This window comes from Actinoplanes nipponensis, assembly GCF_016862275.1.
Taxonomy (GTDB): domain Bacteria; phylum Actinomycetota; class Actinomycetes; order Mycobacteriales; family Micromonosporaceae; genus Actinoplanes; species Actinoplanes nipponensis.
The window spans coordinates 25,315-44,614 of the sequence record NZ_BOMQ01000027.1; the positions used below are offsets into that span (position 1 = coordinate 25,315).

At 76.2% G+C, this 19,300-nt stretch carries 17 protein-coding genes; 4 read left to right on the forward strand and 13 right to left on the reverse strand.

From position 1 onward, the window contains the following. Window positions 1-198: 198 nt before the first annotated feature. Entirely contained in the window at window positions 199-2,430 is a 2,232-nt protein-coding gene (locus Ani05nite_RS11875) for a M4 family metallopeptidase (protein ID WP_203767887.1), read from the reverse strand. A gap of 89 nt (window positions 2,431-2,519) precedes the next feature. Then, window positions 2,520-5,306 (reverse strand): helix-turn-helix transcriptional regulator, encoded by a 2,787-nt coding sequence (locus Ani05nite_RS11880; protein WP_203767888.1) that lies wholly within the window; start codon window positions 5,304-5,306, stop codon window positions 2,520-2,522. A 192-nt stretch (window positions 5,307-5,498) separates the two neighbouring features. Here Ani05nite_RS11880 and Ani05nite_RS11885 point away from each other — a divergent pair, with 192 nt between their 5' ends. Continuing rightward, window positions 5,499-6,281 (forward strand): thioesterase family protein, encoded by a 783-nt coding sequence (locus Ani05nite_RS11885; RefSeq protein WP_203767889.1) that lies wholly within the window; start codon window positions 5,499-5,501, stop codon window positions 6,279-6,281. A gap of 237 nt (window positions 6,282-6,518) precedes the next feature. On the opposite strand, the gene Ani05nite_RS11890 is transcribed toward Ani05nite_RS11885, so the two are convergent. The 8 genes from Ani05nite_RS11890 to Ani05nite_RS11925 form a co-directional block, all read right to left on the reverse strand. Beyond that, entirely contained in the window at window positions 6,519-6,929 is a 411-nt protein-coding gene (locus Ani05nite_RS11890; protein ID WP_203767890.1) for a VOC family protein, read from the reverse strand. Window positions 6,930-6,977: 48 nt separating this feature from the next. After that, complete coding sequence (locus tag Ani05nite_RS11895) at window positions 6,978-7,370, reverse strand: helix-turn-helix domain-containing protein (RefSeq protein WP_203767891.1); 393 nt, start codon at window positions 7,368-7,370, stop codon at window positions 6,978-6,980. Between the two features lie 30 nt (window positions 7,371-7,400). Further along, on the reverse strand, window positions 7,401-7,985 hold the full coding sequence (locus Ani05nite_RS11900; protein ID WP_203767893.1) for a hypothetical protein: 585 nt from the start codon (window positions 7,983-7,985) through the stop codon (window positions 7,401-7,403). 8 nt (window positions 7,986-7,993) lie between these two features. Then, window positions 7,994-9,190 (reverse strand): ABC transporter permease, encoded by a 1,197-nt coding sequence (locus Ani05nite_RS11905; RefSeq protein ID WP_203767894.1) that lies wholly within the window; start codon window positions 9,188-9,190, stop codon window positions 7,994-7,996. Continuing rightward, on the reverse strand, window positions 9,187-9,924 hold the full coding sequence (locus Ani05nite_RS11910) for an ABC transporter ATP-binding protein (protein ID WP_203767895.1): 738 nt from the start codon (window positions 9,922-9,924) through the stop codon (window positions 9,187-9,189). Before Ani05nite_RS11910 ends, Ani05nite_RS11905 begins: the two co-directional genes overlap by 4 nt. Beyond that, entirely contained in the window at window positions 9,921-11,087 is a 1,167-nt protein-coding gene (locus Ani05nite_RS11915; RefSeq protein ID WP_203767896.1) for an efflux RND transporter periplasmic adaptor subunit, read from the reverse strand. Before Ani05nite_RS11915 ends, Ani05nite_RS11910 begins: the two co-directional genes overlap by 4 nt. Window positions 11,088-11,152: 65 nt before the next feature. Further along, window positions 11,153-12,682 carry a sensor histidine kinase gene (locus Ani05nite_RS11920; RefSeq protein WP_203767897.1) on the reverse strand — a complete coding sequence of 510 codons (1,530 nt, stop codon included), beginning with the start codon at window positions 12,680-12,682 and terminating at the stop codon, window positions 11,153-11,155. Window positions 12,683-12,689: 7 nt separating this feature from the next. After that, the gene (locus tag Ani05nite_RS11925) at window positions 12,690-13,442 is read right to left on the reverse strand and encodes a response regulator transcription factor (RefSeq protein ID WP_377880423.1); all 753 of its coding nucleotides are present in this window, start codon (window positions 13,440-13,442) and stop codon (window positions 12,690-12,692) included. A gap of 191 nt (window positions 13,443-13,633) precedes the next feature. Between Ani05nite_RS11925 and Ani05nite_RS11930 the strand changes: the two genes are divergently transcribed. Next, complete coding sequence (locus Ani05nite_RS11930) at window positions 13,634-14,602, forward strand: aldo/keto reductase (RefSeq protein ID WP_239129714.1); 969 nt, start codon at window positions 13,634-13,636, stop codon at window positions 14,600-14,602. Window positions 14,603-14,637: 35 nt separating this feature from the next. Here Ani05nite_RS11930 and Ani05nite_RS11935 read toward each other — a convergent pair whose 3' ends face one another. Then, on the reverse strand, window positions 14,638-15,909 hold the full coding sequence (locus Ani05nite_RS11935; RefSeq protein ID WP_203767899.1) for an efflux RND transporter periplasmic adaptor subunit: 1,272 nt from the start codon (window positions 15,907-15,909) through the stop codon (window positions 14,638-14,640). Between the two features lie 165 nt (window positions 15,910-16,074). On the opposite strand from Ani05nite_RS11935, the gene Ani05nite_RS11940 reads away from it, so the two are divergent. Further along, window positions 16,075-16,623 carry a hypothetical protein gene (locus tag Ani05nite_RS11940; RefSeq protein WP_239129716.1) on the forward strand — a complete coding sequence of 183 codons (549 nt, stop codon included), beginning with the start codon at window positions 16,075-16,077 and terminating at the stop codon, window positions 16,621-16,623. Window positions 16,624-16,682: 59 nt separating this feature from the next. Here Ani05nite_RS11940 and Ani05nite_RS11945 read toward each other — a convergent pair whose 3' ends face one another. Continuing rightward, complete coding sequence (locus tag Ani05nite_RS11945) at window positions 16,683-17,147, reverse strand: hypothetical protein (protein WP_239129718.1); 465 nt, start codon at window positions 17,145-17,147, stop codon at window positions 16,683-16,685. A 116-nt stretch (window positions 17,148-17,263) separates the two neighbouring features. Between Ani05nite_RS11945 and Ani05nite_RS11950 the strand changes: the two genes are divergently transcribed. Then, entirely contained in the window at window positions 17,264-18,247 is a 984-nt protein-coding gene (locus tag Ani05nite_RS11950) for an asparaginase (RefSeq protein WP_203767901.1), read from the forward strand. Between the two features lie 3 nt (window positions 18,248-18,250). On the opposite strand, the gene Ani05nite_RS11955 is transcribed toward Ani05nite_RS11950, so the two are convergent. Then, complete coding sequence (locus Ani05nite_RS11955; protein WP_203767903.1) at window positions 18,251-19,252, reverse strand: LacI family DNA-binding transcriptional regulator; 1,002 nt, start codon at window positions 19,250-19,252, stop codon at window positions 18,251-18,253. Window positions 19,253-19,300 lie beyond the last annotated feature (48 nt).

Here is a 19,300-nt window from a genome sequence, read left to right on the forward strand (position 1 = left end):
TCCGGCCCAAAGGCTTCCACACCAAATCGACCAGGTAAAAGCTTCGCTCCAGAAGTGACCACGGCCACCGGATCGCTGTAGCCCACGTCACTCTCCGTCGCCGCGGTCCTGGTCAGACGATCGCGCCGGGCGCCCGTGTTCCCGGACACAGCGAAGGCCCGCGGCGAGCGCCGCGGGCCTCCGGAGTGGGCGGACCGGTCAGAGCGTCAGGGTCCAGGTGTTGAGGTAGCCGGTGTCCGCGCTGTACACGTCGCGGACCTGGAGCTTCCAGGCGCCGTCGGCGGCCTCCGAGGAGAGGTTCGCCGTGTACGTCGTGGCCACGTTGTCCGCGCTGTCCGAGCCGCTGCTGTTCTTCAGCCGGTACGCGGTGCCGTCCGGGGCCACCAGGTCGACGACCAGGTCACCGCGGTAGGTGTGCACGATGTTCACCGCCACGGTCGAGGTCGACGACGCGTTGCGGGCGCAGCCCGTGATCGAGATCGTGCTGCTGACGGCCGTGCCGGCGTCCGGGATGGACACGTCCGTGCCGTTGGTGCCGGCGCAGCTGCCGCCGGTGCCGCCGGTGACGGTCAGCGTGTAGGTGGCGGTGTGCGTCGCCGAGCCGGTGCCGGTGACGGTCACGGGGTACGTGCCCGACGGCGTCGCCGCCGTGGTGGCGATCGTCAGCGTCGACGACGAGCCGGAGGTGACCGAGGCCGGGCTGAACGAGGCGGTCGCCCCGCTCGGCAGGCCGGCGGCGGACAGCGCCACGGTCTGCGCCGAGCCGGAGGTGGTCGCGGTGCTGACGGTCGTGGTGGCCGACGAGCCCGCCGCGACGCTGCCCGAGGCGGGCGACGCCGACACCGAGAAGTCGTTGGTGGGCGTGCCGCCGGTGCAGGTCGCCTCGCCGCTGACCGCCGGGACGCTGACCGCGGCCCAGGCCGCCTTGACGGCGTTGAACTCGGCGCAGCTCGGGGCGTACAGGTTCTTCGCGGCGGCCAGCGTCGCGGTCCGCACGCCGGAGTGCTTCCACGTCGAGGTCTTCGACTGCATCGCGTTGTAGTAGATCTCGCCGGCCTTGCGGATGCCCAGCCCGGTGACCGTGCTGGAGTTGCAGGTGGGGCTGGCGGGCTGGCCGTTGGTCGGGTTCGAGCCCTCGGCGGTCAGGTAGAACCAGTGGTTCAGCGGGCCGGCCGCGGCGTGCACCTCGGTCGACGGGATCGACGAGGAGTAGCAGTTCGGGTCGCCGGCCAGCGACGGGTTGTACATGTACCGGATCGGGCCCTGGCCGACCAGGTCGACCTCCTCGCCCACCGAGTAGTCCGGCGGGTCCAGCGGGCTGTTGGCGTACGCCTCGGTCAGCGCGCCGAAGATGTCGCCGGTGGACTCGTTGATGCCGCCGTTCTCGTTGCCGCTGCCGGCGCCGCCCGGCGTGGTCTGGAAGACGGCGTGGCCGAGCTCGTGGCCGACCACGTCGATCGGGGTGGCCTGGCGGGTGTTCGCCTGGTTGTGGCCGAAGTTGACGTACGAGCCGTTCCAGTACGCGTTCACGTCGGCCAGCCCGACCCGGATCGGCGGGGTGTTGCCGTTGCCCAGGATGCCGTTGCGGTTGAACCACGACGAGAACATGTCGACCTCGCGCTGCGCGCCCCACAGGGCGTCGACGCAGGCGGTCTCCAGGTTGGTGCCCGAGCCGTTGCCCCAGGCGTCGTCGGTGCCGGTGTACGCGGTGCCGCCCTGCCCGCCGCAGCGCAGCCCGGGCCGGGTGGTGTCGGTCATCGAGTACGACGAGCCGGAGCCCGACGTGCTGATCGTGACGTTGCCGTAGTAGTAGCCGTTGCCGGTGCCTTCCCGCACGTAGTCCACCTGGTCGACGACCACGCCGGTCGCGGCGTCGACGAAGATGTGCAGGTTGCTGGGCTTCTGCTCGGCGGTGCGCCCCTCGACGACGGCCTCGTAGACCAGCTTCGGGCTGTCCCCGGCCAGCACCTTCAAGGTCGGCACGCCGGCGCTGTCCACCGTGGCCAGTCGCCGGCGCGCGGTGGCCGCCGCCTGCGCCGCGGTGATCTTCGGGGTGGTGCCGACCGAGATGGCGGCGGTCTCGGCGACCGCGGTGTCCTTGACCGTGCCGGCCGCGTCCGTGGTGACGACGACGTCGCCGCCGACCACGGCCAGGCCCTTGAAGGTGCGGGCGTACGTCACGTACTGCAGGCCACGCGTGCCCTGCACGACGCCGGTGCGCTTGAGGGTGTCACCGGCGGAGCGCCGCAGCACCCGGGCCTGGCCGGGCTGGGCGACGAGGCTGTCCGCGGCGGACGCCGCGAGAGCCGCAGGGGCGGGGCTGGGGCTGGGCGCCTGCCGCGGGCTCGCGGTGGCCGGCGTCGCCGCCAGGGCGAGCGCCGCGCCGGTGGCCAGGGCCACCGAGGCTGTGATGAGTTTCCGACGTCCCACGCTCGTACTCCTTCTCTCGACCCGGTCAGGGCGAGGCCTGGGCGCGGAGTCCCGGGGTCGGGAGGCACCAGGCTGACTGAGCAGTGACGCTATGCATCGACGACCGTCACCGAATCAGGGAAAACCCTTGTCGGCGCCGGGCCGGCCGCGGGCAGCCGGGACGACAGCTGGGTGCGCGAGCGCACGCCGAGCTTGCGGTAGACCCGGGTGAGGGTGGCCTCGACCGTCTTGACGCTCAGGTACAGCTGGTTGGCGATCTCCCGGTTGCTCGCGCCGTCGCGCACCAGGCCGGCGATGCGGGCCTCGGTCGAGGTCAGCCCGAGGTCGGCGGGCTGCGTCGAACCACCCTCGGTGCGCGCCAGCGCCCGCTCGGTCTGCTCGGTCCACGGCTTCGCGTCGGCCGCCAGGAACAGCGCCAGCGCCGCGCCGATGGCCCCCCGGGCGGCCGCGTACCGGCGGCGGCGCCGCTCGGCGCTGCCCTGCACCAGCAGCGCGTGGGCCTGCTCGATCGGCTGGCGCAGCTCGGCGAAGTGCCGGGCGGCCGCCGCGGAGAGCCGCACCGCCGCGTCGGCCCGGCCGCTCTCGGAGAGCACCACGGCGGTGGCCCGGTCCAGGTAGCCGGCGACGCCCGGATGCTCACCCAGCGGCGCGGCCGCCGCGCGCGCCTCGGCCAGCATCAGCTCCGCGGCGGCGTGCTCGCCGAGGGCCGCCAGGCCGCCGGCCAGGTCCCCGCGCCACCGCACGATCATCGGATCGGTGGCGCCGCCCTCCAGCTCCCGCAGCCGGCGCAGCGCCGCCACCCCGGGGCGCGTCTCGCCGGCCCGCAGCTCGGCCAGGCCCAGGGCATGCAGGTTGCGGCGCAGGTAGAGGCGGTCGCCCTCCTGCTCGGAGGCCCGCACGCCGCGGCGGGCGTACCCGGCGGCCGCGGCGAGGCTGCCGCCGGTGAGCTCGGCGACCGCGGCCGTGTACCAGGTGGGCCCGGGGCTCAGGCCGGCCTGTTGGGCGGCGGCGACAGCGCGGTGGGCGTACCGCAGGGCGTCGCGGCACCGCCCGGCCCGGCTCGCCACCTCCGACAGGCTGCGCAGCACCTCGACCAATGCCTCGCCGGTGCGGTCCTGGTCGGCCAGGGCGAGCAGCCGCAGCAGCTCGGCGCGGGCCTCGTCGAGGCGGTCGTCGACCATGGCGAACCGGGCGGCGAGGTAGCGCGGGCCCATGTGCAGCCAGCCGGGCGCCAGCGGGGCCGGCAGGGCCAGCGACCGCTCGAGGGTCCGCGCCCAGCGCGGCTCGCCGCGGACCCGCTGGATCTGGGCCAGCGCGCTGAGCGCCATCGCCTCGGTGGCCGGGTCGCCGGCGCTCTGCGCCGCCGCGGCCGCGCCCACCGCCCAGTCGGCCGCCGTGGCCGGGTCGCCGGCCAGCATGGCGGCCCAGGTGAGCCGCAGCCGCACCGGGGCGATCAGGGTGACGTCGTCGCCGGCCTCCTGCAGCGCGGCGGCGAAGGTCTCCCCCATGTCGGCCAGCGCCTGCCCGGCCAGGTCGATCAGCACGAGCCGGGCGGTCACCCGGTGCCGGGCCGGCGCGTCGGCGGCGGCCAGCACGGCCTCGGCCGCGCGCCCGGCGGTGGTGGGCGCGCCCACGGTCAGCGCGGTGCCGGCCGCGGCCACCAGCCAGTCGAACCGCGCCGCGGCCAGGCTGCGCGGGCAGCGGTCCGCGGCCAGCAGGTACAGCTCGGCGGCCGTGCGCCCGTCGCCGCGGCCCAGCGCCCGCTCGGCCGCGGCGACCAGGTCGGTGGCCACGTCGGCGTCGGGCCGGCCGCTGCGCAACGCGCGGTGCCGGACGTTGTCGGTCTCGTCGAGCGCGGCGTTGGCCAGCGCGTCGTGCACCCCCGCGCGCCGGGCCGCGCCCGCGTCCTCGGCCAGGACCGTGGCCAGCGCGGGCGGGACGAAGCGGATGCTCTCGCCGTGCAGCTCGATCAGCCCGGCCGCGGCGGCGGCCCGCAGGTCCCGGCCGGCGTCCTCGTGACCGGCCCGGATCAGCGTCGTGACGGTCGGCTCGGTGGCCAGCGCGGCCACCAGCAGCGTGCCCGCCACGGGCGCGGGCAGGGCGTCGATGCGCCGGCGCAGCATGGCCCGGGCCGGCTCGGGCAGCGGCGCCGGCCGCCAGGCGGGGCCGGCGCCGGCCGCGCCGCCCAGGGTCAGGGCCAGGAACGGGTTGCCGCCGCTGGCCTGGTGCAGCCGGCTGGCCGTGCGGCAGGGCAGCCCGTGGGCCTCGAGCAGCGCGGTGAGGTCGTCGGCGGCCAGCGGCGGCACCAGCAGGTCGGCGACCGGGGCGGGACACAACCGGGCGGCCCGGTGCCGGCCCGCGGGGTCGGGGAACCGCTGGGCGGCGACCACCCGTACCCGCGGGCCCGGCCGGCGGCGCATGGCGAAACCGATCAGCTCGGCCGACTCGGCGTCCAGCCACTGCACGTCGTCGATCACCAGCAGCACGGACCGGGCCCGGGCGCAGTGCGCCAGCAGGCCGGGCAGTACCAGCCGGCGGGCCAGGGCCGGGGTGCCCGCGCGGGGCGCCGTGCCCCGGCGCAGGACGGCCAGCGCGGTGCGGTGGGCGGGCGGCAGGGCGGCCAGGGCCCCCGGCGGCAGCTGGGCCACGAGGTCGGCGACGCCCGCGTACGGCAGGCGGCGCTCCCCCGGCGCGGGCCGCAGCCGGACCACCAGCTCGCCGCGCGCCCGGGCCGCCGCGGCGACGGCGTCCAGGAGCGCCGTCTTGCCGATGCCCTCCGGGCCGTGCAGCGCCACCCCGCCGCCGGCGCCCAGCCGCGCCGCCACGGCGTCCAACAGCGCCGCCCGGCCGAACAGCGTGGGCGTGCCCGTCTGCACGCGGGTATCCAGGCCGACTCCCCACCTAGACCGGATCAGGCGTCCCTCAGCCTAGGAACTCGGTGACCACACATCAATGGTTGCGCATGTGTCACTTCTTGCGGCGCGGCCCGCCCGCCACCGGCGGAATTCCCGCCCCGGCGCCGCCCGGCCGCCGGAAACGGCGGATCCGGCGGCCCGTAGGGTCGAGGGATGATCAGCTACTTCGAGCGGGCCGGCGCGGGCCGGTTCCGGCCCACCGCCGCGACCGGCGGCGCCTGGGCCGTCGACGAGCAGCACATCAGCCCGATGACCGGCCTGATCGTGCACGCCGTCGAGCAGTTCGCGGCCGCGCGCGGCGCCGACGGCATGGTGGTCGCCCGGGTGAGCATGGACATCCTCGGGGTGCTCAAGCTCGAGGAGTTCGAGATCCGGGTCGAGACCGTGCGGCCGGGACGCACCATCGAGCTGGTGGAGGCCGTGGTGATCGCCCGCGGCCGGCCCGCGGTCCGGGCCCGGGTCTGGCGGCTGGCCGAGCACGACACGGCGGCCGTCACGGGCGGCCAGGGGCCGGCGCTGCCCCACCCGGAGACGGCGACCGGCTGGGCGATGTCCGACGCGTGGCCCGGCGAGTTCATCACCACCCTCGACGTCCGCCCGATCGGCACGGTCGGCCCGGGCCGCACCACCGCCTGGGTCTCCACCCCGCTCGACCTGGTGGCCGGCGAGCCGGTCAGCAACCTCGCCCGCTACCTGGCGCTGGTCGACACGGCCAACGGCATCGCGATCCGCGAGTCGCCCAAGGAGTGGCTGTTCCCGAACCTGGACCTGACGATCCACCTGCACCGGCAGCCGCGCGGACCGTGGACCGGCCTGGACACCACTGTGGTCTTCGGCGCGCGGGGGCACGGCCTGACCTCGACCACGCTGCACGACCTGGACGGGCCGGTGGGCCGCGCCGAGCAGATCCTCACGGTCCGGCCGGCGGCGCGGTAGTCAGTCACCCGTGCCGGCGCCGCTGGACTACGACCGGCCGCACGGCGTCGAGGTCGCCCTCTCGCTGGGCCGGCTGCCCGCACCACCCGGATCGGCAGCGCCGACGGCGCCCGCCGCACGCTCGGCGGCGTCCCGGCTGCTGCCGAACTCGCGGCTGCCGTCCGACGCCGGGTGGGGCCACGCGGCGTACTTCATCGCCGGCAACGCCTGCGTGGGCGGCCTGGCCGCGGCAGGCGTTCAGGCCTGCGGCTGGGTGAACCGGACGGGGTTGCCGAACGGGTCGCGCAGGCCGCAGTCGATGCCGTACGGGCGCTCGGTCGGCTCCTCGGTGAACTCGACACCCCGCTCCCGCAGCGTCTCGTAGGTCTTGCGGCAGTCGTCGGTGCTGAAGATGAGGTGCCCGCCCATCGCCCCCTTCGTGATCAGCTCGCGGACCTGCCGGGCGGTCTCCTCGGACATCGAGGGGCCGCCCGGCTTCTCCAGCAGGACGTGCCGGTCGGGCCGGCCGGGGACGCAGACGGTCAGCCATCGCATGAAGCCGAGGTCGACGTCGGCGCTGACCTCCAGGCCGAGCTTGCCGACGTAGAAGTCGAGGGCCTCGTCCTGGTCCAGGACGTAGATCTGGGAGTGCGTGATCGCGGTGAACATGGGTGTCACGCTACGGCTCCGGGCCGGCGGATACTTCTCCGAAACTGCTCAGCCGGGCCGGGTCCAGGCCATCGTGTAACAGGTCGGCACGACCCCGTTGGCCTTGGTCCGGGCCCGGTACTCCCGCGGCGACCGGCCGACGACGTCGCGGAAGGTGCGGCTGAACGTCCCCGGGCTGCCGAAGCCGACCCCGTAGCAGATGTCCGTCACGCTCTGCCCGGTCTCGCGCAGCAGGAACATCGCCCGTTCGATCCGGCGGCGCTGCAGGTAGCGGTGCGGGGTCTCGCCGAAGGTGGCCCGGAAGGTGCGGGTGAAGTGGGCCGGCGAGACGTGCGCGATCCGGGCCACGGCGGCCACGTCCAGCGGCTGGGCGTACGCGCGGTCCATGGCGTCCCGGGCCCGCAGCATCCGGCGGTTGCTCTGTTCCACGGCGCGGCTCACCCCGCCATGACATCACAGCGCCGGGCGGCCTCAGCCTCTGCTCCTGGTCACCGTCGTCGCGGTGACCGTGCCCTCGCCGTCCGCGGCGCCCTGGACGCTGACCGTGTCGCCGGCCTTGACGTCCTTGAGCTCGGCCGCGGTGGCCGCCCGCACGGTCGTCCGCCCGCTGGTCCGGACGGTCACCACCGTGCCGTCGGCGGTCTCCACGTAGATGGTGGTGCCGTTGATCAGCTTGACCGTGCCGGTGGTCGGCGCGGCGGTGGCGGCGGTGGCCGCCGCGGTGGGGGCCGCGGTGGGGGCCGCGGTGGGGGCCGCGCCGCCGCCGAAGGCGCCGGCGGGGAAGCCGCCGGCGCCCGCACCGGTCCGGGCCCCGGCGCCGGCGCGGCCGGTCGCCGCGGTGGCGCTCGGGCCGTAGTGCTGCTGCACCTGCAGACCGCCGAGGAAGCCGGCCAGCAGCAGCGCCGCCGCGCCCAGCCCGAGCGTGCCGCGGTTCCACCAGCGCCGGGGGGCGGCCCGGGCGAGCTCGCCGGCGAGGGTGTCGTCCCGGTCGTCGTCCGGCTCGGCAGCGGCGGGGACCGCGCTCAGGACGGCGGTGTCGTCGGAAGAAGGGGTCACTGCCGTCCTCACTCGTAGCGCAACGCGTCGATGGGGCGCAGCCGGGCCGCGCGGGCGGCGGGCAGGCCGCCGAAGAACAACCCGATCGCGATGGACACGCCCAGGGCGAGCCCGACCGAGCTGGGCACGATCACCGGCTGCACCCCGACGATGGAGAAGCTGCTGCCGGCCAGCGCGGCGGCGACGCCCAGCGCGCCGCCGAGCACGCTCAGCAGCGTGGCCTCGATCAGGAACTGGGTCAGGATCACCCGGCGGGGCGCGCCCAGGGCCTTGCGGATGCCGATCTCCCGGGTCCGCTCGGTGACCGTCACCAGCATGATGTTGGTGATGCCGATCCCGCCGACCAGCAGGCTGATCGCGGCGACCGCGCCGAGCAGGGTGGTGAAGGTGTCCGCGGTCTCGGTCTGGGTGGCCAGCAGCTGCGAGGCGTTCTGGATCCGGTACGGCGCGGTGGCCCCGGCCGCGACCGCGAGCCGCTGGTTCAGGATCGTCGCCACCTGCGCCTGCACGGCGTCCACCCGGTCCGGGCTCTTCGCCCGCACCAGGATCGAGGTCAGCGCGCCGTAGCCGGTGACCACCTGGCGCACCGCGGCCAGCGGGGCGACCGCGGTGTCGTTGCCGTCCTGGAAGCCGGTCGAGCTCTTCGGGGCCAGCACGCCGGTCACGGTGAACAGCGCCCCGCCGACGGTGACCTGCTGACCCACCGGGTCGGCGCGGGGGAACAGCTCCTCGGCCACGGTACGGCCCAGCACCACGACGCGGCGGCCCTGCGCCTCGTCGTCGGCGGTGAAGGCCGACCCGCTGCCGACCGGGGTGTTGGACGAGGCGAACCAGCTCGCCGTGGTGCCGACGAACTGGTTGACGTCGTGGTCGGCGCCGGCGAAGGTGAGCGTGGCGGCCGCGCTGACCACCGGCGAGACCGCGGCGACGTCCGGCGCGAGCTGCGGGTCGGCCAGCGCGTCGGCGACCGGCTCGGTCAGGGCCGGGCCGGTGGAGCCGCCCCGGCCGGCGCTCATCACCGTGACGGTGTTGGTGCCCAGCGCCTCGATCCGCTCGTTGATCGCCTGCGCGGAGCCGTTGCCGACCGCGACGAGCAGGATCACGGCGGCGACGCCGATCAGGATGCCGAGCATGGTCAGCGCCGAGCGCAGCTTGTTGGCCGCCAGCCCGCGCAGCGCGAACCGGAGCACCTCGGCGAAGCTCATCGGCCAGGCCGTCCCGGCCGGGCGCCGACCGGGACCCGGTCCAGCGGCGACTGGCGGACGTCGGTCACGATCCGGCCGTCCACCAGCCGGATCAGCCGCTTGGCGCGGTCGCCCACCTCGGGCTCGTGGGTGATCAGCACGATCGTCCGGCCGGCCGCGCTGAGCTGGTCGAAGACCTCCAGCACGTCGGCGGTGGAGCGGGTGTCCAGGTTGCCGGTGGGCTCGTCGGCCAGCAGCAGGGCCGGCTCGGTGACCAGCGCCCGGGCCACCGCGACCCGCTGCTGCTGGCCGCCGGAGAGCTGGTTGGGCTCGTGCCGGGCCCGGTCGGCCAGCCCGACGAGGGCGAGCGCGGCCATCGCCCGTTCGCGCCGCTGCCGCGGCCGGACCCCGGCGTAGGCCAGCGGCAGCTCCACGTTGGCCAGCGCCGAGGTGCGCGGGATCAGGTTGAACGCCTGGAAGATGAACCCGATGAGCCGGTTGCGGGCCAGGGCCAGCTGGCGGTCGGCGAGCCGGCTGACGTCGACGCCGTCCAGCAGGTACGTCCCCGAGCCGGGCCCGTCCAGCGCGCCGAGGATGTTCATCAGGGTGGACTTGCCGGAGCCGGACGAGCCCATGACCGCCACGTAGTCGCCCCGCTCGACCAGCAGGGAGACGCCGCGCAGGGCGTGCACGGTGGCTTCCCCCGTACCGTAGGTCTTCCGCAGCCCGCGCACCTCGAGCACCGGCCGGGTCACCGGGTGCCCCGGCCCGTGCCGCCGCCGGGGAAGCCGCCGCCCGGCGCCGCGCCACCGCCGGGGAAGCCGCCCGGCAGGCCGCCGCCGGGGAAGCCGCCGGTGGTGCCCGTCGTCGCGCCGGTGGTGGTGATCACGACCTGCTCCCCCGGTGTCAGCCCGGAGGTGATCTGGGTGACCTGGTCGCCCTCGAGCCCGATCTCGACGGCGCGGACCTGCTGGACGCCGCCGGCCAGCACGGTGACGGTGTGCCGGTTGCCGACGGTGGTCAGCGCGGCCGCGTTGACGTACACGGCGTCGGTGACCTCGCCGGTGACCACCGCGACGGAGACGGTCTGGCCGGGCCGGGCGCCGGCCGGCACCCGGTCCAGGCTGAGCGTCACGCCGTAGGTGACCACGTCGTTGGCGGTGGTGGCCTGCGGGTCGACGGCGACCACCCGGGCGCTCTGCCGGGTGCCGCCCAGCGCGTTCCAGGTGACCGTGGCGGCCTGCTTCTCCTTCAGCCTGGTGGCGTCGGCCTCGGCGAACGCGGCGGTCACCTGGAGCCGGGTCAGGTCGGCGATGGCGATGAAGCCGCTGCCGGCCGAGGTGGAGGAGGCCGAGGTGGCGGACGAGGAGCCCGCCGAGGAGCTGCCGAGGGTGCCGTTGACCGCGACCACCGTGCCGGCCATCGGGGCCTTGAGCGTGGTGCCGGCCACCGCCGCCTGCGCCTCGGTGACGGCCAGCTCGGCCTGGGTGACCTCGTTCTCCGCCGACGACGGGTCCGAGCCGGCGTCCTCGGCCCGGTCCACCGCGTCCCGCGCCGCGTCCAGGTCGGCCTCGGCGGCGGTCAGCGTCCGCTTCGCCGCGCCCGGATCGACCCGGGCGAGCACCTGGCCCTTGGCGACCTGGTCGCCGACCTTGACCGCGATCGAGGTGACGGTGCCCCCGGTCTCGAAGCCGGCGTCGGCGGAGGCGGCGCTCTCCAGCGAGCCGTCGGCGGTGACGGTGGCCGTGACGGTGCCCTGCTGGACGGGCAGGGACCGCACGGACGCGGCGGCCGCGGCGCCGTCCGGTCCGGACACGATCCCGTACGCCCAGAGACCGCCGGCGACGAGCGCCAGGACCAGGACGGCGTTGACCGCGACCGAGGGACGGCGCAGGGAACGCGGAGGGGGCGCAGGCATGACGGACACTGTGGCGACACCCGCTCGGAGGAACTTCGGCTTTGGCTGGGAGCCAGCTCGGAACCTCAGCGGACATCCGCCCCGGAGCTGGGCAGCAGGACGCGGAAGGTAGCGCCGCGCCCGGACGGCGGGTCCAGCTCGACCCAGCCGCCGTGGCCGTGGGCGATCGCCGCGACGATGGACAGCCCCAGCCCGGAGCCGCCGCCGCGGCCCCGGGTGCGGCTGGAATCGGCCCGGTAGAGCCGTTCGAAGACCCGCGGCGCGTGCTCCGCGGGCACGCCCGGGCCGTCGTCGCTGACCTCCAGGACCGCCAGCGGTACGCCGGTGCGCACCGTCCCCGCGTGCACGGACCCGGGCGCCGGCCGGTGCCCGGCGACCCGTCCCACCCGTACGGTGACCCGGGCCCCGGCCGCGGTGTGCTGCAACGCGTTGGCGACGAGGTTGGTGGCCACCTGGCGCAGCCCGTGCTCGTCGCCCAGCACCATGGGCGGTACGAAGGTCTCCGAGTCGTCGTCGAGGGTGGCCAGGCGTACCGGCCGGTCCGGGACCCGGGCGTGCGCGTCGCGGATGGTGTCGGCCGCGATCTCCAGCAGGTCCACCGGGCGCAGCGCCGGCGGCCGCTGCAGGTCGAGCCGGGCCAGCAGCAGCAGGTCCTCGACCAGCACCCCCATCCGGCCGGCCTCGCCCTCGATGCGGCTCATCGACTCGTCGAGCTGCGGGCCGGGCGGGGCCCCGCCGCGCCGGTAGAGCTCCGCGAAGCCGCGGATCGAGGTCAGCGGGGTGCGCAGCTCGTGCGAGGCGTCCGCGACGAACTGCCGCAGTCGCCGCTCGGAGGCCGTGCGGGCGGACACCTCGTCCTCCAGCCGGGCCAGCATCAGGTTGAGCGCCCCGCCGAGCCGGCCGGGCTCGGTGTGCGGGTCGGTGTCGGCCACCCGGCCCGAGAGGTTGCCGGCCGAGATCGCGGTGGCCAGCCGCTCCATCGCGGTCAGCGGGCGCAGCCCGAGCCGCACCACGAACGCCGCGCCCGCCCCGAGCAGCGCCAGGACCAGCAGCGTCACCCCGGCGTCGATGAGCAGCAGCCGCTCGCCGGTCTGCTCGACCTCGACCAGCGACGAGCCGATGACCACCGCGCCGCCGGTCCCGGGCGTCGCCGCCGCGAGCAGCCGCCAGTCCGCGCTGTCGTCCGCGGCGGCCACGGTGTACGGCCGGCCCGTGCTGGCGTGCGCCAGCACGGTGGTCAGCGGCGCCACCGGGGGCCGGCCGGCCTCGGCGGTGGAGCTGCGGTCGGACGCCAGCGTGCCGGTGGCGGTGTAGACGTAGACCACCTGGTCGGCGCCGAGGCGCAGCTGCCGGTTGCGGGTCACGGCGCCGCCGGGCGGGGGCAGCGCGGCCCGCTGGGCGCCGGCGAACGGGCGGGACATGCCGGTGAGCTGTTCGTCGATCCGGTCCCGCAGGTAGCCGCGGATCAGCAGCAGCCCGGCGGCGTCGGCCACGACCAGCGCGAGCGCGGCCAGCGCGCCGACGACCAGCACCAGCCGCGAGCGCAGGGTCCAGTGGCCCCACCGACGGGGACGCCAGCGGGGCCGGGCCCTCACGGCCGGCTCACTCCTCGCCGCCGCGGGGCAGCCGCAGCGCGTAGCCGACGCCGCGCACGGTGTGGATCAGCGGCGGGCCGGCCTTGTCGATCTTGCGGCGCAGGTAGTACACGTAGGACTCGACGATGCGCCCGTCGCCGCCGAAGTCGTACTTCCAGACCCGGTCCAGGATCTGCGCCTTGCTGACCACCCGGCCCGCGTTCACCAGCAGGTACTTGAGCAGGTTGAACTCGGTGGGCGACAGCTCGACCAGCCGGCCGGCCCGGCGCACCTCGTGGGCGTCCTCGTCGAGCTCGAGGTCGGCGTAGCGCAGCACCCCGGCGTCGTCCGGCGTCAGCTCGGGCCGGCTGCGCCGCAGGATCGCCCGGATCCGCAGCACCACCTCCTCGAGGCTGAACGGCTTGGCGACGTAGTCGTCGGCGCCGGCGGTGAGCCCGGCGACCCGGTCCTCGACCGCGTCGCGGGCGGTCAGGAACAGCACCGGCGTCGAGCGCCCGGACGCGCGCAGCCGCCGGGCCACGGCGAAGCCGTCCAGGTCCGGCAGCATCACGTCGAGCACCACCAGGTCGGGCTCGAAGTCCTCGACCGCGACCAGCGCGCCGTGGCCCGACTCGGCCACCCGCACGTCGAAGGCGACCAGCCGCAGCGTGGCGGAGAGCAGCGCGGAGATGTTGGGCTCGTCGTCGACCACCAGGACCCGGGTCGGCCGGTCGGCCGGTGGGTCGCTCAGCGCGACGGAACCGCGGTTGTCGGGATGCACCGCACAGGGATATCAGCGCCCCCTGTCAATACCGTAGGAATCCGCTGGGAGCGACCTGGGCCCGGTTCTGCGGGTCGAGGCCGGCGCTGTGCCGGTGCCGTCCGGCTCGGCGTGCGAGGCTGGGCGGTGTGGCCGCGGGGCGTACCGCCGGTGTGTCCGGGTCGTGCTGGCTGATGGTGAGAGGTGCTGCGGTGGAGTTCACACGGCTGGGTCGGACCGGGCTCAAGGTCAGTCGTATCGGGCTGGGGTGCATGAGCTACGGGCAGGCCGCGGCCGGCATGCACCAGTGGACCCTGGACGAGGATGCCGCGGCGCCGTTCTTCCGGCAGGCCGTCGAGCTGGGTGTGACGTTCTGGGATACCGCCAACGTCTACCAGGGGGGAACGTCCGAGGAGTTCGTCGGCCGGGCGATCACCCGGTTCTCCCGGCGCGAGGAGATCGTGCTGGCCACCAAGGTCAGCGGGCGGATGCACGACGGGCCGGGCGGCAGCGGCTTGTCCCGCAAGGCCGTCCTCGAGCAGGCCGACGCCTCGCTGCGGCGGCTGGGCACCGACTACATCGACGTCTACTACATCCACCGCTTCGATCCCGACACGCCGGTCGAGGAGACCATGCGGGCCCTCGATGACCTGGTCCGGGCCGGCAAGGTGCGCTATCTCGGCGCGTCGTCGATGGGGGCGTGGCAGTTCGCCAAGGCGCAGCACGCCGCCGTGGTGAACGGCTGGACGTCGTTCGCGGCGATGCAGGACCAGTACAACGTGCTCAAGCGCGAGGAAGAGCGCGACATGATCCCTCTGTGCCTCGATCAGGGCGTCGGGTTGACGCCGTACTCGCCGCTGGCGAAGGGCCGGGCCGCCCGGCCCTGGGGTCAGCAGACGACCCGGTCCTCGTCGGACAACGTGGCGCAAGCGTTCGACCGCGACGTCGACGAGCCGGTGGTGCACGCGATCCAGCGGGTCGCCGAGGCCCGGGGCGTCGCGATGGCCCGGGTGGCGCTGGCCTGGGTGCTGTCCAAGCCGGTCGTTTCCTGCCCGCTCGTGGGAGCCACCAAGCCACACCACCTGACCGACGCCGTAGCCGCTCTCGAACTCGATCTCACCGCCGGGGAGATCGCCGACCTGGAGGCGCCTTACCTGCCGCAGGACAACTACTGGTGGTGATCGTCGGCCGAGGGAACGCTGGTGACCCGCCCCGCTCACCACGAGCGGGCCACGGCGGCGCCCTCGGCGAGCCCCGAGGTGATCTCGGTGTACCGGTCGCCGCGCAGCCCGACGCCGACCCCGGCGCGCGTGCCGTCGCGCAGCACGGTGCCGGTGGCGCCCGCGATGTCGTGCACGGCGGTGCTCGGCAGGCGCAGCACTCCGGCGGCCGAGCCGGTGGTGACCCGTACCGCGGCGCTCTGCCCGACCAGCAGGTCCTCGGGGGCGTCGGTGAAGGCCAGCACCACGCCGTACCGCACCAGCGTGCCGTCGCTCGTGCCGGCCGGGTCGACCTGGACGACCGTGGCGCCGAACTCCCGGCCCGCCCGGTCGGCCAGCGTGACGGTGGCGTGCCGGCCGACGGCGAGCCGGTCGGCGTCGGCCTCCGGGAAGTCGGCGCTGACCTGCATGGCGGAGACGTCGGCCAGGGTGAGGAACGCGGCGCCGCGGCCGACCCGGGCGCCGACCCGGCCGGCGACCGAGAGGATCCGCCCGGCGATCGGGGCGGTGAGGGTGGCCCCCTCGAGCTGGTCCTCGGCCTCGGCCACGGCGACCTCGGCCTGGTTGACCCGCTGCTGGGCGCTGAGCACGGCGTCCCCGCCGCCGCTCTGTCCCGGCCGGCCGCCCTGGTTGCCCGGCGCGGTGGCGCACGACCCGGCGGTGCCGCGGGCCGGGGCGGGGCTACGGGTCGGGGCGGGGCCACGGGTCGGGGCGGTGGTTCGCGGCGGCGCCGAGGTCCGGGTGGGTGCGGGGGTCGCTGACGGCGACGCGGTACGGCCGGCCGTCGGCGCGCCGCTGCTCGCCGTGGCGGACACGCCGGCGTACGCGGCGGGCACCAGCCCGCAGGAGGTCGAGGGCGTGGCGGCGGTGGCGCTGTCGCGGGCGTCGGCGAGGGCTTCCCGCGCGGCGGCAAGGGTGTCCCGGGCGGCGTTGACGGCCTTCGCCGCGTCGGTGTCGTCGACGGAGGCGAGCTCCTGGCCGGCCGTCACGACCGTGCCCGCGCGCACCTTGATGCTGTCCACCGTGCCGGCGACGGTGAACGACAAGCTGCGGGTCTGCGCCGGCTCGACCGTCCCGGTGGTGGCGACCTCGGTGGTCACCGCGCCCCGGTCCACCCGCACGGTGGCGGCGGCGGCCGGGCGCACACCGGCGCCGGCGGTCATCGCGCGGGTCACGCCCGCGGCCACCAGCAGGACCACGAGGACCGCGGCGGCGAGCCACACCCGCCGCCGGTTCGCGCCGCGCCAGGCGGTCAGGCCGTTACCCATGGTCGCAAAGTGTGGCCGAGGGTCCTCGCCGCCGGCTCGGTCCCACCTCGGAGTTGCCTCGGAGGCGCGCGGGGCGCTCACAGCCGATTCCGAGTTCGGCCGGAGGTTGCGGCGAGGTCGACGGTCTTGGCTGGACCGTCCTGTCCCCCTCCGTGAGGAGAAACCGTGCCGCAGCTCAGAAACACGTCCCCCCGAGGCATCGCCGGGCTGGTCGTCGCGTCCGCGGCGCTGCTGTTCTCCGTGGCCGCGTGCGGCGGCGGCTCGGACACCCCGGCCACCGGGGGCGCCGACCGGGGCGGCGGCGCGTTCGCCGCGTACACCGCCTGCCTGGTGAAGAACGGCGTCACGGTGACCTTGCCGTCCGGCGGCCCCCGGGTCCGCCCCTCGGGCGGGCCGTCCGGCTTCCCGTCCGGGCGGCCGCGGCCCTCGGGCAGCGCCGGACCCGGCGGCGGTCTCCCCGGCGGCGGTGGCTTCGGCCGGCCGGCGGGCGTCGACGACGCGACGTGGCAGAAGGCGCAACAGGCGTGCGCGTCGGTGCTGCCGAGCGGCCGGCCGGGCGGCAACGGCCGCGGCGCCGGGATGAGCGCGGCGTACCGCAACTGCCTGCGGGACAACGGCGTGACCCTGGACCAGGGCGGGCCGGCCACCGACGATCCGGCTGTGCGGAAGGCCGTCGAGACCTGCCGGCCCCTGGCCCCGAGCGCCACGCCCTGAGCGGCGCGCCCGGCCGGCGTCGCCGTCCGCGTCCGCGCGGGGCGGCGCCGGTCCGGGGCTCACCCCTGCGGGCGGGACTCCGACAGGTTGGTCCACCGGTCGGCCAGCTGCCGGCGCCGGCAGGCCACCAGGTGGCTGGCCAGGATCGCCGGCAGGCCGCCGCGCACGCACACGTCCGCGCCGGCGGTCAGCACGGCGGCGACCAGCTCGGCCCGGGCGTCGTCGTCGACCAGGACGACGATCCGGGTACGCCGCGGCAGCGCGGCCCGCGCGGCCAGCACGTCGGCCTCGGTGGCCCCGCTGAACAGCACGATCTCGCCGGGCCGGACCCCGTCGAGGGTGTCCGGGTGGCGCAGCGACCACCCGGACGGCAGGTGCGCGCCCAGCGTGGCCACCCGCCCGCGGTGCCCGAGCACCGCGACGACCGGGCCGCGCCGCGGCGACGGCAGGTCGGGCACCGGCACCGCGGTCGAGTTGGGCGTGAACGCGCGGTTGGTCTGGTTCCGGTTCAGCTGCACGAGCATCTCTGTGACCCCCCAGGTGTGGCGTGCGGTGTGTGCTGAGAACAGCCAACGCGGTCAGCCTGGGCCGGCCATGTGCCCCGCCTGTGCGTCTGTTGACAGTGGGTAGGGTGGCCGTCGTGACCAGGGTCGTGGTGTGCGGGCTGGGCGGCACCATCGCGATGACGGCCGGGCCCGACGGCCGGCTGGCCCCGGCCCTGCGCGCCGGGGACCTGATCGCGGCGGTGCCCGGGCTGGCGGCGCTCGGGCTGGAGCTGGAACTTCTCGACGTGGCCCGGGTGCCCAGCGCCTCGCTGCGGACGGCGGACGTCGTGGGCCTGGCCCGGCGGATCGGCGCGCTGCTGGCCGCCGGCGCGGACGGCGTCGTGGTCACCCAGGGCACCGACACCCTCGAGGAGTGCGCGTACCTGCTCGACCTGCTGCACGAGCGGCCGGAGCCGGTGGTGGTCACCGGGGCGATGCGCCACCCGCTGCTGGCCGGGGCGGACGGGCCGGCCAACCTGCTCGCCGCGCTGACCGTGGCCGCCGACCCGGGGGCGCGCGGGCGCGGAGTGCTGGTGGCGTTCGCGGACGAGGTCCACGCGGCGGCGCGGGTGCGCAAGGCCCACTCGACCAGCCTGACGGCGTTCGTGTCGGCGACCGGCGGGCCGGTGGGCCGGCTGGTGGAGGGCCGGGTGCGGTACCTGGCCGGGCCGGCCCCGCGGGTGGTGCTGCCCCGGCCGGCCGGGGACGGGCTGCCGCGCGTACCGCTGATCGTCGCGGCCCTGGGCGCCGACGCGCCGGAGCCGGACCTCGCGGCCGACGGGCTGGTCGTGGCCGCCTTCGGGGTGGGCCACCTGCCGGAGTGGTGGGCCGAGCCGCTGGCCGAGCTGGCCCTGCGGATGCCGGTGGTGCTGGCGTCGCGGACCCTGGCCGGGCCGGTGCTCGCCGACACCTACGGCTACGCCGGCTCCGAGCGGGACCTGCTCGAGCGCGGGCTGATCCCGGCCGGGTTCCTGGAGCCGGTCAAGGCCCGGATGCTGGTGCTGGCCGTGCTCGCGGCCGGCGGCGGCCGGGCGGAGGTCCGCGACGCCCTGGCCGTCGCGGGCGGTCCGGGCGGGTGACGGTCAGGCCGAGGCGCGCGCGACGACCGTGACGATCCCGGTCAGCTCCGCCGCGGGCGCCGCCCGGCCGTGCACCGCCGCCAGCACCGTCGCGGCCAGGTGCGCCGCCACCGCGGCCTGGTCGGTGGTCACCGTCGTCAGCGCCGGTACGGCCAGCCGCGCCGCCGGGATGTCGTCCACCCCGATGACCGCCAGGTCGGCCGGCGCGCGCAGGCCCGCCCGGCGCATCCCGGCCAGCACGGCCAGCGCCACGTCGTCGTTGTACGCGCACACCCCGGTCACGCCCTCGGCGTGCCACGCCCGCACGGCCGGCGCCGCCGCGTCGGCGTCCAGGGGCACGACCCGCACCGACGGCGCCGCCAGCCCCCGGCCGGCGCAGGCGGCTCGCGCACCCGCCAGCCGCGGCTCGGAGAAGATCCGCACCCGGTCGTCGTCCGGGCAGGCGTACCCGATCGCGGTGTGCCCGGCCGCCGCGAGGTGCCCGGCCTGGAGCCGGCCGACGTGCCGCTGCGGCGCCTCCAGCTCGCGGGGCGGCGAGGCGCCGCGGCCGAGCAGGCCGACGACCAGGGCGACCCCGGCCGCGCGCATGGCGGCGATCTCGGCCGCGGAGAAGTCGGTGAACGCCAGCACCGCGGCCGGGGTGATCGCCTTCCACAGGTCGGTGATCGGCCGGTCGGCGTGGTTGCCCGGGTGGGCCACGAAGGTCATCCCGGCCCGGGCCAGCTCGGTGGAGAGGTTGCCGAGCAGCGTGCCGACCTCGGGCCCGATCGGCCAGTCCGGCAGCAGGCAGAGCACCACGTCGGAGCGGCCCGTGCGCAGCGCGCGGGCGGCCGCCGAGGGCGCGTAGCCCAGGCTGGTGGCCGCCTCCCGGACCCGGCTGCGGGTGGCCGCGGAGATGGTCTGGTGCGGGGTGTCGTTGAGCACGTAGCTGACCGTCGCCCGGGAGACCCCGGCCAGCCGGGCGACGTCGGCGCTGGTCACCCGGCGTGTCGTGGGGTCTGTCATAAGGGGCACCTCTTGCCGCGCGCCGCCGCGTCCGTTTACGTTGCTGAC